This window comes from Acetobacteroides hydrogenigenes (assembly GCF_004340205.1).
Lineage (GTDB): Bacteria > Bacteroidota > Bacteroidia > Bacteroidales > ZOR0009 > Acetobacteroides > Acetobacteroides hydrogenigenes.
On record NZ_SLWB01000006.1, the window covers coordinates 159,457 to 176,834 of the forward strand.

Here is a 17,378-nt window from a genome sequence, read left to right on the forward strand (position 1 = left end):
TTGAGAAAAGGCCGGTCTGAACTACTTAATAGTACCTCGAAAGTATTTAAAAGTACTTTCAATCGACCTAATAATACTTTTCATCGACTTTTTTGCAGTTTGAAACTATTTTAAGGTCCAAAAAAAGTAGTAAAAAGTACTTTCCAACTACTTTTTTATAGTTTGAAAGTACTTTTAAGTCCCCCAAAGTGAGAAAAAAGTACCTCTCAGCGACTTCTTTATAGTTTGAAAGTACTTTTAAGTCCCTAAAACCGAGAAAAAAGTCCAAAAAAGTGAGAAAAAAGTCGCTTTTAAAGTGGCAGAATATACAGAAAGGGGTTGCCTAATATGGCCACCCCTTTTCTATATATGCTTTCCAGAAAAAGCATTTACTGCTTTATTGGTTTAGTCACCCGATCCACCAGGTAAACGATGGACATGTAGGGAATCTTTCCGTTGGTGGTTAGCCCAATCTCGCAGGTACGGCTGTTGGAGAAGCCCTGCCTAACGTTTGCCGTCTCCAGCTGTGGGCGCAGCTTGCGCAAGGCATAGGCGTTAACCTCGGGGTTGGTAAATCCCTTATCGCCGGCAAAGCCGCAGCAGCCCACCTCTTGAGGAACGAGCACATTTGTAGAACAGCGCTTCGCCAATCCAATAATGGTGTCGCGCAGCTGCATTTTTGTAGTCGAGCAGGTTATATGAAGCGCCACAGGCTCGTCGATGGGCGTAAACTCTAGCTTATCCACCAAGAATGCCTCTATAAACTCGGCAGGCTCGTAAAGCTTCATAGACTTTATGCAGGTACGCATACGGTACAGGCAGGGGCTTTGATCGCATAGCACAGGGTATTCCCCGTTGTTGCTGGCCTTCCAGAGCGCCTCCTCCAGCTGCTTAGTCTTACGATCGGCAATATCGGGCATGCCCTTGCTTTCCCAGATGGTACCGCAGCAAAGCTGCTCCATATTTTCGGGGAAGATAACCTCGTAGCCGGCTTTATGAAGCAACCCCATCATCTTATCGGGCAGCGGCGTTTGATCCGGATCACCCTTTGCTGCGCCCATCGTCTGGTTGATACAGCTAGGGAAGTACACCACCTTTAATGCAGATGACTTTTGCACTACAGGTTTTACCTTATTGCTTTTGGGCATCGATGGAGTCCAAAGCGGAATCCCCGTTGTCTTATGCAGCGTACGGGTTACAGCCCCCAATGCGGCCGATCCCATAACGGTATGGGCCATGTTGGCTGCAGAAAGAACCGGACGTAGGGTAGACTTAATCCCAGCAAAATGGTTGGCCGCAAAGTTGCCCACCTTCCAGGCAAAGCTCCCCTGAGGGATGTTGGCCTGGCGAACATCGTGGGTAAGGTGCGCCGTGTTGATGCCCATTGGGCAGCTGGTGGCGCAGAGGCCATCGCCGGCGCAGGTAGCATCGCCAAGGTAGGCGTATTCTTTTCGCAGGTCGGTTAAAAGAGCGGCATCTTCGCCGCTAGCCTCAAGTCGGGCTATTTCGCGCTGCACAATAATTCGCTGGCGCGAGGATAGCGTTAAACCATAGGTTAGGCAGTTAACCTCGCAAAAGCCACATTCGATGCATTTATCAACATGAGGGTTGGTTAACGACAGCTCTTTTAGATTCTTGATATGGCAGTGCGGATCGTCGTTAAAGATAACGCCCGGATTAAGGATGCCCCGTGGGTCGAACAGCACCTTAATACGCTTCATGATGGAGAACGCCTCAGCGCCCCACTCGTACTCTACAAATGGAGCCATGTTGCGGCCCGTTCCATGCTCGGCCTTCAGCGAGCCCTTGTACTTATCCACTACCAGGTGGATAACATCGTTCATCAGGGCCTCGTAGCGGTCAATTTCGCTTTGGCTGTCGAAGCTTTGGTTGATGATGAAGTGGTAGTTACCCTCCAGCGCATGCCCGTAGATAACGCCATCGGCATACCCATGCTTAGCAATGGTTTGCTGTAGCTCGGCAGTTGCCTCCGGAAGGTTATCCATATGGAAGGCAACATCCTCGATAAGGCACGATGTACCTACAGGACGCATTGCGCCTACCGAAGGGAAGATGCCAGAGCGAATAGCCCAAAGCTTGCTGTACTCCTTCTCATCATCAAGGAACTCGACGGGCATCAAAATCTTATAGCTCTCGATGATTCCCTTAATCAGGGCAACATTCTCCGCCAGCTCGTGCTGCGATTCGGCCTTTGTCTCAAAGAGAACCGCAGTAGCAGAATCGGGAAGCGTTTTAAGAAAATCGGGCATTCCCGGCTTATCCTCAACCGATTTTAGCGCCAACCTATCGAGCAGCTCAGCACCAATAACAGGCTCCGTCTTCAATCGCTGAATAGCTAAGCAGGCCTCCCGTATGCCATCGAAGTATACCATAGCGCTTGCCCGGAATGGAGCAAGAGGCTCGGTAGTAACGGTAGCCTCCTCCAAAAACGCCAGCGTTCCCTCCGACCCTACCATTAGGTGGGTGATGATGTCGAACGGATCGCTATGCTCTATAAGCGGAAGGATATTCAGTCCAGTAACATTCTTGATCGAATACTTATAGCGAATCCAACGATGCAGCTCCTCATTGGCTAAAATTTCCTTGCGCAGCTCGTGCAAATCGTTGCAGAAGGTTGGATAGCGGTTGTTAAACTCTGTACGCGATTTCTCATCGCCCGTATCTAACCTAAAGCCATCGGGCATAATCATTCGAACCGAGCGAATAACCTTATCGCTATTGGCATGCGTGCCGCAGTTCATCCCCGATGCGTTATTCATGATAATGCCCGCAAGCATGGCCGACTTAAGCGACGCCGGATCGGGCGAGAACTTACGACCTAGCGGAGCCAGAATCTCGTTAATCCGCTGGCCTACGATGCCGCACTGCAGCGTAATTTGCGAGGCATCGGGAGCAATCGAATACTTTTCCCACTTCTTACCCGCAACAACAAGAACCGAATTGGTGATACTTTGCCCCGATAGGCTTGTTCCGGCAGCCCTAAACGTAACAGGAATGTTATGCGAGGTAGCACACTTCAGGATATACGAAACCTCCTCAGGGGTTTCAGGAAAAACAACCACCTGGGGAATCTGGCGGTAGAAGCTCGCATCCGTACCCCAGGCAAGACGATCAATTGCTCTCGTGGTAATGTATCGGCGATTTACCTTCGCCGATATCTTTTGTATAAAAGCCCTATGGGCAGCATCAATGGTCTCCATAGATAGTAATATAATGCCGGTAAAAAGTATAGAAAAAGAGGATGCAACAAAGCTGCATCCTCAAATATAAAAGACCAATTAATGATTACTTATTCCAGCCTGGATTCTGAGTCAATTCAACACCCTCGGTTGCATATAGCGTAATTTCACTTAATGGAATAGAGTTCAAATAATTTTTAGGTGACTCAAAAGTACGAACTGAAGATGAAGTGTATGGTAAGATATAACCATCTGCATTCACTTTCGTATTTTTCAAAGTTACACCTACCAACTTGGCTCCAAGCATAACATCAGGATTTTTACTAGAATCTAGATATTCACCTTTATTCCATCTCATTAAATCATAATATCTAATAAAGGTCCAAGTCATTAATTCTGATCTTCTTTCTCGTCTAATTTCCCACAAAAGAGGAGAAACAATGCCACTGATTGATTCCAATGTAGAAGTACGCTTAGGATCATTTATGACAACACCATTAACAGTTACATCCGAACCTAAGATTGTTAAATTTGGTAAACCAGCACGAGTCCTCAACTTATTAATCGACTTATCAAGATCTGCTTGAGTACAAGTTCCCAATTCAGCACATGCTTCTGCATAATTCAATAATACTTCTGCATAAGTATAAACTGGAGCATCAATATGGTTCTGTCCATTAGTAGTGTTCTCCGTTACAGGCTTTACAGGAGGAATCCAACTATTATACAAACAAATAATATATCCAGTTGAAGAGGTAAGACCTCCCAATGTTTTATCTGCATACCCATAACCTTGAGCATCTACAACAGCAGACATTCTTTTATCGCGCTCTGTAAGAACATCATTTAACGAATTATCACCTTTGTATTTAGATGATTGGTTGATTGGCAACCCATCTGAACACACATAACTTTCTGCGGCAACCTTTGTTAAACCATTTATTGCAGAAGAAGTATTTGTATATGATTGAATTGAATGCATCAATACAGCTGGGAGATATTTCTTATAGAAAATAACCTCTCCTTTTGCTGAACCACTAGACAAGTCTATAGAATTATATACTGCTTTAAAATCTGATCCAATTGTGTATTTAGCAGAAGTAATAATCGCATCTGCAGCATTTTTAGCAACTGTTAAGTATTCGGCACCATTCCCAATTCCATGGTACTTAACATAAGTCCCTTCAAATAATGCAACTCTTGAAAGCAATGCATAAGCAGCATATTTATTTATTGAAGTTGCTCCGTCATTAACTCTCATATTTTCAGAAGCAAATGTCAAGTCCTCAATAACCTTCGCCATAACAGTTGCTCTTGCAGTTCTTGGTATGTATATACCTGCATCATCTGTGTAAGATGCAGCCTTATCAATATAAGGAACATCTCCATACCTTTGAACTAAAGCAAAGTAACAATATGCTCTAAAAAACCTTGCAACACCTTCCCAATGCTTTGCTGCTTCGCTACTCATTGGTACAGTTGGCAACTTTTCGAGCATTACATTAGCTGCTCTAATTTGGTTATAGTAGTTATTCCATTCTGAACTTGTTGTAACCGAAGTTGTATTATACTTCAAGAAAGTAGCATTAGCTAAATCATCCGAAATATTAATACACCCAGCAGTAGGCGAATTTTGGAAATAAAATTCAGATGAAGTTCCCGTTCCATTTCCATATCCTAAAAATAAGTCATAGAATTTCCATGCATAAAGCTTTACATTAGCTTCAGATGTCCAGTAGTTATCCTTTGTAAAAGTATCCTCTGGATCAATGGTAAGAAACTTGTCGCAACTCGTTGTACCAACAATGGCACACAACCCAAGAAGCAAGTATATATTACGTAAAATCCTTTTCATTGCGCTGAATTTAAAATTACTTTTTTACTTAAAAGTTAGAAATTTACTTGAAGACCAAATGAGAATGTACGGCTATATGGGTATGTACGTCCCCAGTTTGCTTCAGTATCATCAATCTCTGGATCAACAGGCAATCTGCTATCTTTCTTCTCTGCCAAATTCTGACCACTAAAATAAACTCTGATCTTGTCAATCTTTACCTTCTTTGTTAGATCCATAGGCAACGTATATCCTACAGTCAAATTCTTGAATCTAAAGTACGACATGTCTAGCAGATAGCGCGTTTGCGTAACAAAGTTATTAGAGCCTGAGGTTCCTGCTGACAATGCATTTGCAGCATGTCCTGGATAAGGACGAGGGAAGAAGGCTCCAGTATTTGTAGAAGTCCAGTAATCAGACTGGTTTGCGTACATTGCATCAGTTCTGTTATAGAACGGAAGGATCAAGTCTGAAGAAGCCCAGTAATCGCGTTTCCCAACACCTTGGAAGAACATTTCAACATCAAATCCATAATAAGAACCTCCCATACGGATACCATACAAGTAACGAGGAGTTGTATTACCAATCTTCTTTAAATCACCGTGATCATCAGCAGTACGCTTTCCTGCATTTATGACACCATCATTATTTAAGTCTTTATACATTACGTCCCCTGGTCCAAAGGTAAAATTACCCTTAGCCAATGCAGCTTGCGATGGAAGACCAGAATTTAAAACATATTTTCCAGTTCCATCAACAGTAAAATCGGATTCTTGGTACAAACGATCTGTTTCAAGTCCCCAGATCTCGCCAAGTTCCATTCCTGAATAATATTGACCTAAAGTCTTAGAAGCATTGTTCCATTTTGTCACAACAGTTTTAGAGTCAGAGAATGTTAGATTTGCATAAACAGAAGCATCCTTACCTATACTTTTATTAAAATCCAAGGTAATTTCATACCCTCTGTTCCTTAAGTTACCTGCATTTGTTTGAGGAGCTGATGTACCAAATGAACTTGGCAATGTTTTATCGACAGCAAACATGCCCTCAGTTTCACGTTGATACCAGTCAAAACTTACAGCAAACATGCTATTCAGGAATTTCATATCAACTCCAAGGTCAGTTGTCTTTATATTTTCCCAAGTTAAATCTGGATCAACAACTGTAGGCTGACTAACAGTTTGAACCTGCTTTTCACCATTGATCCAACTTGCTTTGTATGTTGGCATTGTTGGAAGGAATCTAAACAATCCAACATTTTGGTTACCAATAGATCCATACGACACTCTTAATTTAGCATCGTTCATAATTTTAGTCACTCCCTCCATAAATGGTTCTTGAGTAATACGGTAACCTAAAGATGCAGATGGGAAGAATCCCCACAACTTACTTCCAGGGAAACTAGAAGAACCGTCTAAACGACCATTTAATTCAACAAGATATTTACCTTTATAATCATAGTTAATTCTAGTGAAGAAACCTGCATTTGCAGTTTGATATACAGAAGGAGAATAAGTTCCAGTTACAAAAGGATCTCCATACGCCAACTTAAATTCAGGCATAGATCTATCCATTAACCCTCTCACTTCTGCATACAATTGGTTATTATCAAACCATTCTATATTGGCACCTCCAATTACTTTAAGATTATGAGCTTCATTGAAACTTTTTGTAAAAGTGGCAAATGAGTTAAACACATTGTTCCTTGTAGTTAGTCTTCTTTCAGCAACTCTATCATCAGAAGCTAAAGGAGCAATTACATATGTAGGTAAAGCCGTTGTTTGAATTGTATTAGCATCCATTGGGCTCCAGAAGTCCCATAACTTCACCTCTCCTCCATTCAGTCTGCTTTTATAATTCTTTGTCTCTACGCTATACTCATTTCTCCAAGACAAATTTTTAGTAATATCAGCAACTAAAGCGGCACTTAATCTAATTGTATTAGAGGTAAACTCATTCATATTAGCATTAGCAAGATAGCCTGGAGCATGTCTAAAATAGTTCCCTTTATAGGTACCATAAGGAAAGAATTTGCCCCAGCGCATGTAGTATCCAAAATAACCATTTGCACCATTCCCATAAATACCAGGACCGTAATAATTATAAGGCTCTTCAAGTTTTGTATCTACCGAATAGAGTTTCAAGTCAGCTTTCAACCACTTTTTTAGTTGGGTATTAAATCCAAAGTTTATAGTAAACTTTTCGTTACTTTCTGTGTTTTTTTTCATCAATCCCTTTTCAGAAGCATAGCCAACAGATGCAATATAAGAGGAGTTTTCACCAACCTTACCTGTAACTTGCAAATTGTGGGTAGTTTGGGGAGATACTGAATTCAACATTTCTTTATGAGGATCCCAAACACGATAAAAATATGCACGACCGCCAATTAATTCCCAATCCTCGCCATATACCATTTCATTGCTAGTGCGATTATTGGCATACTTCTGTTTCCAATTCACAATACCAGGAAGTAGAGTCTTATAAAGCATACCAAACGACTCTGCATTAGCATTTCCGGCTCTCTCTTGAGCCGCAATCATAACAGGCAATTCTTGCTCAGGATCCATAAAATCTACAAGTGTTGTAGGTTTGTTAAATCCAACGTTTCCGCTGTACGAAAAACTTACTTTTTCTGCAGATTTACCTGTTTTTGTGGTTATAAGGATAACCCCAAAAGCAGCTCTTGCTCCATAAATTGAAGCTGATGCAGCATCTTTAAGTACAGAGATATTAGCAACATCCTCAGGGTTAACTAAGTCTAATGATGAAGGAACGCCATCCACAAGTACCAGAGGCGATACTGATCCAGAAAGAGAACCAACACCACGAATGTTAAGCGATGCGGTTGAGCCTGGCCTACCATTACTAAAAGAAATAGACAACCCTGGAGCAACACCTTGTAGTCCTTTAGACAAATTGGTTACAGGCTTGCTTTCTAATGCTTTTTTAGCATCAATCGCAGTTACCGCTCCTGTTAGATTTTCTTTCTTCTGCGTTCCAAATCCAACCACAACAACCTGCTCGAGCGATACATTATCATTCTCAAGAATAATAACCAAGTTGTCCGTCTTAGTAGCCTTAACCACCTGAGACTTATAGCCCATAAACGAAATGGTTAAGTTAGATCCAGCAGGAACATCAATACTAAACTTACCATCAATGTCCGTTACCGTACCCGTAGTTGTCCCTTTGATGCTTATTGATGCACCAATAATAGGATTCTTCGTCTGATCCAGGATAGTTCCCTTCACCTTTACCTTATTCTGCTGAACAGCAATTGCTGTGTTTGCAGCAAAACTTGCCTCAGGATTGAGCATTGCTAAGAATGCCGCTGACCCTAAGATTACTAAGCCTCTCCTTGCTCGGGAGATCGCCATGAAACAATCAAGTCTTTTCATTCAAGTGTATTTAATGGTTAGAGCAGCTCAAATATATCTCTTGCTTATTGTCTTTGCAAACATTTTATTAAAAATATCAAGATTTGTTAATGCATTTTTTTTGTAAAAACCCTCATTATAAGTTTTAAACTATTATTTTACAACATCTTAAAAAATTGCAGAAATGCGCAAAAAAAATGAGTTTGCAGTGCAAAGCAATTATGCAAACACACTTATTCAGCTAAACAATTTCCTTGCAATAGATACATATAGCACAAGCAATTATCCAATTCTCCCGTCTTACCACCAAGTATACACAAGTAGAATGGCGAAAGTTCTTGTTTTATACTTGTACCATTAAAAGGACCAGCCTACTTTTTGCGGGTGTTTTATAGGCTCCGAATCTGTTCATCCGTATTGTATTTGGGAGGTACAAATGCATAAAAATTTAGCTACGTTTGGCTTACACATCAAGCAGCGTTCCAATAGTTTATAATAAAAAGCCTATATCCCCTTACAAAAAAGGATACAGGCTAATCAGCTAGAATGGCGAGATAAGGATTATCTCGCCATTCTAGCTGATTGAAGAGGAGATTGCAGCTGGCGTACCATCAATCTATTTTGTAGCAACTTTAAGTACAGATCCCTCTATTAGCGAAGCCCAAATCTCCCCCTTGCTGTCAACCGTAAATCCATTAACAGACGAATAACCAACCTTTTCCACCCAAAGTAGTTTATGAGTAATGGCATCAACAGCTACGATTTCGCCTTTACGGCTCCCCATGTATACTATGCCCTTATGCTCTACAATTGGACATGGATTGTGCTCGTAACCAATGCCCGTATCAACTTTCCAAAGCAAATTAAACTTTTCAGCATTAGGCTCTACCGCTATCAGCATTCCATCCATCGTTTTTGCATATATAACATTACCATCAGCAGATACCCCCATCGACTCCCGCACCATATATTCTTTTGAACGCCACAATTGTTTTCCAGAATTAGCATCCAAGGCAGTCATAAACCTATCGGGAGCTACGAGAAAAACAGCCTTTTCATTGGCTACGATTTCTACATTTCCGGGCGAAAGAAGATCTGCTTTTTTACCATTATTCCAACTCCACAACAACCTACCGCTCATCTTATCAAGGCAGTAAAGGTTCGTATCCCATGCTCCAAAAATCACCTTGTTGCCTATAACAAAAGGAGTTCCTTGCGAGTATGAGCGTGGAATATTACTACGCCATTCAACTTTACCTGTTTTTACATTAACCTTCAAGAACTCCTTTGACGAAGCCACATAGGCAAAACCGCCTTCCAGTTTAGGCTTACCTACAATAATTCTATCCGAGTGTATTTCCCAAAGTGTTTTACCATCCTTTGTGCTAAGTCCATACAACTGTCCGTTTATAGTACCTATAAGTAGAATGTTCCTGTAGATAGTAGGACGTGCATAAATAGCCCCATCAAACTGCCTACACCAAACCAGCCCTCCTTTTTTAATGCTTATGGCTTTCACCTGCCCCAAAGAATTGGCGAACATCAACAAATCTTTCGAACGTTCTACACCATTAAATATCGAAGCGTTATCTTGATATTCCTTAGATACATACTTGAATTTTTCTACATGAAGCAATTCTGTAGAATCGGCCTGATAAGATAGGGTGTCGTCATTAAGTGATAACGCAATCCTTAGCATACGCTGACCGCCCAAAATCTTCTCATAGACAAAAGCAGAATCTTTAGTTAATTCCACCTCGTTGTAACCAAAAGATGAACCATCAAAAGATGTATTCGCACGCCCCATCACACCATTAATACCGCTAAATTTTAACAGTTTGAGTCGATGTCCATGCCCACAAAAAGCAACTGCAGTTCGATTTCTTTTTAGAATAGGAGTAATCATCGAATAGTTGCTTACACTCTCATCAAGCGGATAATGCGCAAAACTGATTATTTTCATTCCAGGCTTTAGCTTCTCTGCAATTTGTTCCTTCACCCAAAGAATATCCTCATACTTAATAAAACCATCACCCATTTTCATATAAGGGCCACAAGGAAATCCTATATATAGGAAACGATCATCTGTAAAGGCAAACCGATCTTTTCCCCATAGGTTAGTAAAAGATTCACAACCACTTTCACTCCAGGTAGTTTCGTGGTTCCCCGATATAACAAAGCAGGGAATGGCAAGCCTATCTAATATTTGCTTCACATTTTGAAGTTCTATATCACTCCCTTGATTAGTCAAATCGCCTGTTACAAAAACATACTTAGCATTACTTCTATTAATTTCACTCACAATTAATCTCAACGTAGAATCATTTGCATTACCACTAACAACATGTAAATCAGTAAGTACAATAAACTTTTCCGCTTGAGACCTAGCAAGTAAAAAAGCAAAACAAAGCACAGTTAAAAGTGTTATTTTTCTCATGACAAATCGACCGGTTTTAAATTTAAAAGTAAGGGTAAATATAAATAAATATCAAAGCCATTATGATCGCATTAAAAATAAGTTACCTTTGCTAAAGTTGACGTTGCTAAAACTAGCAATAGTTTTACATACAAACATCTCATTTTAAGACTGTTTAAAAACAGCAATAAAAGAGCAAGCCTAAAGCAATCGTAAAAAACAAACGGCAATGAAGAAAAAAATCAACTGCTTTATCCCTGCTGCAAACGTTGCGCAAGTAGAAAGCACAGTACAAATTTTGAAGGGTTCTGAACTTGTAAATGAAATTTACCTTCTCGTTACTGGAGACGATAAATTTGAGAGCCTAGGGTGTCCAACCATTAAGGTTGATTCATTGGTATCTAGCAACACCGTTAAAGCTATTGCAGCCCATGCTGATACCGAATACTCCCTTATATACACAAAGTACACTACGCTTGAACTCGGCTATTTCTCTCTAGAACGCTTTCTATTTATTGCCGACAGTTCAGAGGCTAGCATGGTATATGCAGATCACTACCAAGTAATTGACGGAGTTCGTAAAGCAAACCCTCTAATTACGTATCAAGAAGGCAGCCTTCGCGACGACTTCAATTTTGGTTCAGTACTGATCTACCGCAGCGGAATCTTAAAAAAAGTTATAGAATCGACAAAGGAAGAATACCCATTTGCGGGAATGTACAACCTACGTCTTGCATCATCTTGCCTTGGACCAGTAGAGCACATCAACGAATATCTTTATGCTGAAGTAGAAACCGATACACGCAAATCAGGCCAAAAGATATTTGACTACGTTGATCCTAAAAATCGCGAAGTGCAAATTGATATGGAAAAAGTTTGCACAGCCCATCTAAAAAGAATTGGTGCCTACCTCGAACCTATCTTCACCCCCATTAAGTTTGATTCTGTTGACTTCCCCGTTGAAGCATCTGTTATAATCCCTGTGTATAATCGTGTACGAACAATATCCGATGCTATCAAATCGGTTCTAATCCAAAAAACGAACTTTAAGTTCAACCTTATCATTATAGACAACTACTCTACTGATGGGACTACAGAAGCAATTAAAGCTTTTAACGATCCACGTCTAATCCATATCATTCCAGAAAGAAAAGACCTTGGCATTGGCGGTTGCTGGAACACCGGAGTTCATCATTCGCAATGTGGTAAATTTGCAGTTCAGCTCGATAGCGATGATGTATACTCATCGGAAAATACGCTCCAGACTATGGTAAACGCCTTTTACGAGCAAAACTGTTCGATGGTGGTTGGCACCTACATGATGACTAACTTTAATATGGAGATGATTGCTCCCGGAATCATCGATCATAAAGAATGGACTCCGGAAAATGGACGCAACAATGCACTCCGCATCAACGGGCTGGGCGCTCCAAGAGCATTCTATACGCCAATGCTTCGTGAAATCAAAGTACCCAACACCAGCTACGGCGAAGACTACGCACTTGGGCTATATTTCTCGCGCCACTTCCAAATTGGCCGCGTTTACGACGTCGTTTACAACTGCCGCCGCTGGGAGGACAATTCGGATGCTTCTCTCGATGTAGTTAAAATGAATGCACACAACCTTTATAAAGATCGTATTCGCACTTGGGAAGTTCAAGCACGCAAACAGTTAAACAGAAAGAAGTAGTATGAATAGTATGAACAGTACTGTAAATACACTTTTAATAGAGCAGTGTAACGAATGGCCGCAATGCAGTGAAAATTACGCGGCACTTAAAACTGTTGAGGTTCGCGACACCGAAGTTGATGGTTATAAGTTTAAGGTGCAGTTCAACCCTAAACGAATCCAGTCGTCGGCAGCCAAGGTTGACCCCAAAAGTATTCAGGAGCGCAAATGCTTCCTATGCGAGATCAACCGTCCTGAAGTTCAGCGGGGCATTCCGTTCGCATCGAAGTTGGGAAATACGTACACCATTCTGGTAAATCCATTTCCTATTTTCAAAAAGCATCTTACTATCCCTTCTGTTGCCCATACAAATCAGCTAATAGAAGGAAAAATTGGAGATATGCTCGAACTTGCCAGACTGCTAGATGACTTTCTGATCTTCTACAATGGTCCAAAATGTGGAGCTTCGGCCCCCGACCATTTCCACTTTCAGGCTGGCAACAAAGGATTCCTGCCAATTGAAATGGATATCGAAGCAATCCTAAGCGCACATTCAAGACAGATAGAGCAAGATGTTTACATTCTGAAGAACGCACCTGCTAACACAATAGTATATAAATCGGCTAACGTAGATGCTATTATCTGCTGGTTCAACCAATTCTACGCCAAGTTCAAGCAAATATCTAATTCGGAAGAAGAACCGATGATGAATCTGCTTTCATGGTTTCAGGATGACTACTACTACCTTGTTGTTTACCCACGCAAAATGCATCGTCCTAGTCAGTTTTTTGCAGGGGGAGAAGAGAACATCCTCATAAGTCCTGCATCGATCGATTTAGGTGGCGTATTTATTACTCCACTCGAAAAGGATTTTACGAAAATCACCAGTGCAGACATTAAGGATATTCTTGAACAAATCACAGTTACCCCTGATGATTTAAAAAAGCTTATCAAATGAAAAGTCCTGAGATAACTGTAGGGATAATGTTTCAACCCTCCATCGAGTTCATTCTCGATGGAGTGTTTACGTTTAGCGGCAAGGAGCATAGCGGTTTATATGAAGTTAAATACCAAGAAGGGCAAATAGCCTTTGATGGCCAACTTTACGATAAGCTATCCTTCGATGCCACTAGCGAAAAATCCACCTTCCTACTAAAAGATGTTGTTATTGGCATAGGCTTTCATTGGGAACGTAAAGAAGACCAGCGCTTCGAAGGGAGCCTCGACTTCATTGTCGAAGATGAAAAGGTAACCGCCATAAACCGCATATCGATAGAGAGGTATCTCGTTAGCGTAATTTCGTCTGAGATGAGCGCAACGAGTTCGCTTGAACTGCTCAAGGCACATGCCGTGATCTCCCGAAGCTGGATGCTCTCACAAATTCAGAAGCGCACAACTCTCGAGAATTCATCAAAGGCCTATATCAGCGATATTCGAACTAACGAAGAATGGGTAAAATGGTGGGATAGAGAAGATCACACAAACTTCGATGTATGCGCCGACGACCATTGCCAGCGCTACCAAGGTATAACACGTGCCAGTCAATCGCTCGAAATGGTAGAGGAAGCAATTACCCAAACCTTTGGAGAAATGCTAATGAACGGCGACAGCATTTGCGACGCTCGCTTTTCTAAATGTTGCGGAGGTGCCGTTGAGGAGTTCCAAAACTGCTGGGAGCCAGAGAAACATCCATACCTCCTAAAACTCTACGACAATGCAGAAGGAGAATTACCCGATTTAACCATTGAAGCGAATGCTGACAAATGGATACGTAGCGCTCCAGCCGCATTTTGCAACACTAACGACGCTCAGGTGCTTTCGCAGGTGCTCAACAACTACGATCAGGAAACGACCAACTTCTATAGATGGAAGGTTGACTTTGAAGCGCAAGAAATGAGCGAACTCGTTAAACGTCGCATAGGAATTGACTTCGGAACTATACAAGAGTTTATTCCTGTAGAACGTGGTACGTCTGGTCGTCTCATCCGTTTAAAAGTTGTTGGTTCAAAGCAAACGCTTACCCTTGGCAAAGAACTGCTTATACGAAAGGCCTTTTCGGAATCGCACCTCTACAGCTCTGCTTTTGTTATCGACAAAACTGAAAAGGGCTTTACATTTACAGGAGCAGGCTGGGGACATGGTGTAGGACTGTGCCAAATTGGAGCAGCCGTTATGGCACATAAAGGGTATAAGTATAAGCCTATTCTTAACCACTACTTTCCAACCGCAGCAATCGAAAAGAAATACTAAACTAAAAGGTTCGCACTATTTAGCAACCACCTAAAGAGATGAAAGAACTAGAAAAGAAGAAAAATCACTGGTCGTGGATTCCCACTCTGTACTTTGCACAGGGGCTTCCCTACGTTGCAGTTATGACCATCGCTGTGATTATGTACAAGAGACTGGGACTTTCCAATACCGATATTGCCCTTTACACGTCATGGCTATATCTACCATGGGTAATAAAACCGCTATGGAGCCCGTTTGTAGATATTGTTAAGACAAAACGCTGGTGGATAATTACCATGCAGGGGCTTGTCGCTGCAGCATTTGCAAGTATTGCGTTCTTTATTCCAACAAGCAACTACGTCCAAATTACGCTTGCCTTTTTCTGGCTAATGGCCTTTTCATCGGCAACACACGATATTGCTGCTGACGGATTCTACATGTTGGCCCTAAAAACTGGCGAACAATCCTTTTTCGTAGGAATTAGAAACACATTCTACCGGCTTGCCAATATTACAGGACAAGGTCTTCTTGTTATGTTTGCAGGTGCGCTAGAAGATGGCATTATCCACCCTTCTACAAAAGGAAACATTCCGGTTGCTTGGAGTATGACATTCTACCTTCTTGCTGCACTATTTATTGGATTCACCATCTACCACTTTATTGTTCTTCCAAAACCGAAGGATGATTCTAAGGAAAATGAAACGGTAAACGCCAAAAATCTTATAAAAGAGTTCTGGCTTACATTCGTGTCCTACTTCAAAAAGAAGAATATAGGCCTTGCCCTATTTTTCCTCCTCTCGTACAGACTAGGGGAATCACAGCTTGCAAAAATAGCATCACCGTTCCTTCTTGACAAAACCTCATCAGGAGGACTAGGTCTATCAACATCAACCGTTGGACTTGCATATGGGACTATAGGAGTTGCAGCCCTTCTCCTAGGGGGTATTCTTGGGGGGCTTCTCGTAAGCAAAAATGGATTTAAGAAGTGGATAATACCAATGGCTCTTGCCATAAATATTCCTGATTTACTCTATGTCTACATGGCTCACACTCAACTTCAATCAATTCCGATGATAGTTGGAGCAGTAGCTCTTGAGCAGTTAGGATATGGTTTTGGATTTACCGCCTACATGCTTTTTCTGATTTACGTTGCAGACGGGCCTCACAAAACGGCACACTACGCCATTGGAACTGGATTTATGGCATTAGGAATGATGCTCCCAGGAATGGCTGCTGGTATAATTGAAGAATGGCTTGGCTATACCAACTTCTTCTGGTGGGTATGCGCTTGGACGCTACCTGGCATTTACGCTTCGTATCTCGTATACCGAAAGATAGAGCCTGAATTCGGCAAGAAATAGAAGTTTGAAGCCTTGCTAAAACAAAATTAACACAAGAGATTGCGCCAAAAACTGGAGCAAAACACTCTTGATTTAAAGATTACACAAATGAAAAGAATTTGCCTAACTACAATGGCTTTACTACTTAGCCTCCCTATATGGGCTATAGTAAAGCCAGGAGTGGAAGTTCTTCGAGATAGGGACTTCTCCGTACTTAAAGGAAAAAGGGTTGGACTTATAACCAACCCTACGGGGATTGATCGATCTTACAAAAGTACCATCGACATCCTTAAGGAGGCTAAAGATGTAAAGTTGGTAGCCCTCTTTTCTCCCGAACATGGCGTTCGCGGCGACATTCATGCTGGTGACAAGGTTGACACATATATAGACCCAAAAACTGGCGTTACCGTTTACTCTATTTACGGAAAAACCCAACGCCCAACAAAGGAAATGCTCGACAACGTAGATGCAATAGTCTACGACATCCAAGACATCGGTAGTAGGTCGTACACCTTTATTAGTACAATGGGGATCGTAATGGAAGAGGCTGCTAAATACGGCAAGGAATTTATCGTGCTTGACCGCCCAAACCCTGTGGGCGGCGAAAAGGTTGAAGGCAGCCTTGTTGAAGATGGCTTCTACTCGTTTGTAAGCCAATTTCGCATTCCTTACGTTTACGGTCTAACACCTGGCGAAGTGGCCCTTATGCTTAACGGAGAGGGCATGATTAAGGGGAAATGCAAGCTTACGGTAATCCCTATGAAAGGATGGAAGCGCTCTATGACATATGCAGAAACCGGACTCGATTGGGTTGCTCCTTCGCCTCACATACCAAACGCCAATGCGGCTTTGTACTATGCAACAACGGGCATACTTGGCGAATTGGGCGTTGTATCAATTGGAGTTGGCTATACCATCCCATTCCAGATGGTTGCCAGCGACTCTATATCTGCGAATCAGCTGTCCGATAGCCTTAATGCTCTAAAACTGGAAGGCGTTCATTTCCGTCCTATATACTGCAAGCCGTTCTACAGCGTTGGCAAAGGGCAAAACTACCAAGGAGTTCAAATACATATTACCAATCCAAAGACCGTCGTCCTTTCGGACATCCAATTTTGGATTATGCAGGAAATGTACAAGCTAAACCCAAGCCTCGACTTCTTTAAGCGCTGCGAGAAAAGCCGCATTACCATGTGGAATAAGGTTTGTGGTACCGACTATATCTTCAAGGAGTTTGGGAACGGCTACAACTTTGCCAAGATCCGAGAATACTGGCATAAAGACGACAAGGCCTTTAAGGAAATGTCGAATAAATACTACTTATACAAATAGAG

At 41.8% G+C, this 17,378-nt stretch carries 9 protein-coding genes; 5 read left to right on the top strand and 4 right to left on the bottom strand.

The genetic code is table 11. The annotated features are described in order from the left end of the window. Positions 1-368 precede the first annotated feature (368 nt). From CLV25_RS08045 to CLV25_RS08060, 4 genes are all read right to left on the bottom strand, one after another. Entirely contained in the window at positions 369-3,200 is a 2,832-nt protein-coding gene (locus tag CLV25_RS08045) for an FAD-binding and (Fe-S)-binding domain-containing protein (RefSeq protein WP_131839128.1), read from the bottom strand. A gap of 85 nt (positions 3,201-3,285) precedes the next feature. Beyond that, entirely contained in the window at positions 3,286-5,034 is a 1,749-nt protein-coding gene (locus tag CLV25_RS08050) for a RagB/SusD family nutrient uptake outer membrane protein (protein ID WP_131839129.1), read from the bottom strand. Between the two features lie 35 nt (positions 5,035-5,069). After that, positions 5,070-8,411 (bottom strand): SusC/RagA family TonB-linked outer membrane protein, encoded by a 3,342-nt coding sequence (locus CLV25_RS08055; protein WP_131839130.1) that lies wholly within the window; start codon positions 8,409-8,411, stop codon positions 5,070-5,072. Positions 8,412-9,006: 595 nt separating this feature from the next. Next, positions 9,007-10,827, bottom strand: coding sequence for an outer membrane protein assembly factor BamB family protein (locus CLV25_RS08060; RefSeq protein WP_131839131.1), 1,821 nt, complete (start codon positions 10,825-10,827; stop codon positions 9,007-9,009). Between the two features lie 208 nt (positions 10,828-11,035). Between CLV25_RS08060 and CLV25_RS08065 the strand changes: the two genes are divergently transcribed. The 5 genes from CLV25_RS08065 to CLV25_RS08085 all read left to right on the top strand — a co-directional run bounded on the left by CLV25_RS08065 (position 11,036) and on the right by CLV25_RS08085 (position 17,376). Continuing rightward, positions 11,036-12,496, top strand: coding sequence for a glycosyltransferase family 2 protein (locus CLV25_RS08065; protein WP_131839132.1), 1,461 nt, complete (start codon positions 11,036-11,038; stop codon positions 12,494-12,496). A gap of 10 nt (positions 12,497-12,506) precedes the next feature. After that, complete coding sequence (locus CLV25_RS08070) at positions 12,507-13,433, top strand: DUF4922 domain-containing protein (protein WP_131839181.1); 927 nt, start codon at positions 12,507-12,509, stop codon at positions 13,431-13,433. Continuing rightward, positions 13,430-14,725 (top strand): SpoIID/LytB domain-containing protein, encoded by a 1,296-nt coding sequence (locus CLV25_RS08075; protein ID WP_131839133.1) that lies wholly within the window; start codon positions 13,430-13,432, stop codon positions 14,723-14,725. Before CLV25_RS08070 ends, CLV25_RS08075 begins: the two co-directional genes overlap by 4 nt. A gap of 38 nt (positions 14,726-14,763) precedes the next feature. Then, positions 14,764-16,065 carry an MFS transporter gene (locus tag CLV25_RS08080; protein ID WP_131839134.1) on the top strand — a complete coding sequence of 434 codons (1,302 nt, stop codon included), beginning with the start codon at positions 14,764-14,766 and terminating at the stop codon, positions 16,063-16,065. An 87-nt stretch (positions 16,066-16,152) separates the two neighbouring features. Beyond that, a complete protein-coding gene (locus tag CLV25_RS08085) occupies positions 16,153-17,376 on the top strand; it encodes an exo-beta-N-acetylmuramidase NamZ family protein (protein ID WP_131839135.1) in 1,224 nt (407 codons plus the stop codon). Positions 17,377-17,378: the final 2 nt, after the last annotated feature.

Bases quoted from the DNA above. Each gene is read 5' to 3' on its own strand.
- CLV25_RS08045 (WP_131839128.1), bottom strand. From the start codon at position 3,200: ATGGAGACCATTGATGCTGCCCATAGGGCTTTTATACAAAAGATATCG.
- CLV25_RS08050 (WP_131839129.1), bottom strand. From the start codon at position 5,034: ATGAAAAGGATTTTACGTAATATATACTTGCTTCTTGGGTTGTGTGCC.
- CLV25_RS08055 (WP_131839130.1), bottom strand. From the start codon at position 8,411: ATGAAAAGACTTGATTGTTTCATGGCGATCTCCCGAGCAAGGAGAGGC.
- CLV25_RS08060 (WP_131839131.1), bottom strand. From the start codon at position 10,827: ATGAGAAAAATAACACTTTTAACTGTGCTTTGTTTTGCTTTTTTACTT.
- CLV25_RS08065 (WP_131839132.1), top strand. From the start codon at position 11,036: ATGAAGAAAAAAATCAACTGCTTTATCCCTGCTGCAAACGTTGCGCAA.
- CLV25_RS08070 (WP_131839181.1), top strand. From the start codon at position 12,507: ATGAACAGTACTGTAAATACACTTTTAATAGAGCAGTGTAACGAATGG.
- CLV25_RS08075 (WP_131839133.1), top strand. From the start codon at position 13,430: ATGAAAAGTCCTGAGATAACTGTAGGGATAATGTTTCAACCCTCCATC.
- CLV25_RS08080 (WP_131839134.1), top strand. From the start codon at position 14,764: ATGAAAGAACTAGAAAAGAAGAAAAATCACTGGTCGTGGATTCCCACT.
- CLV25_RS08085 (WP_131839135.1), top strand. From the start codon at position 16,153: ATGAAAAGAATTTGCCTAACTACAATGGCTTTACTACTTAGCCTCCCT.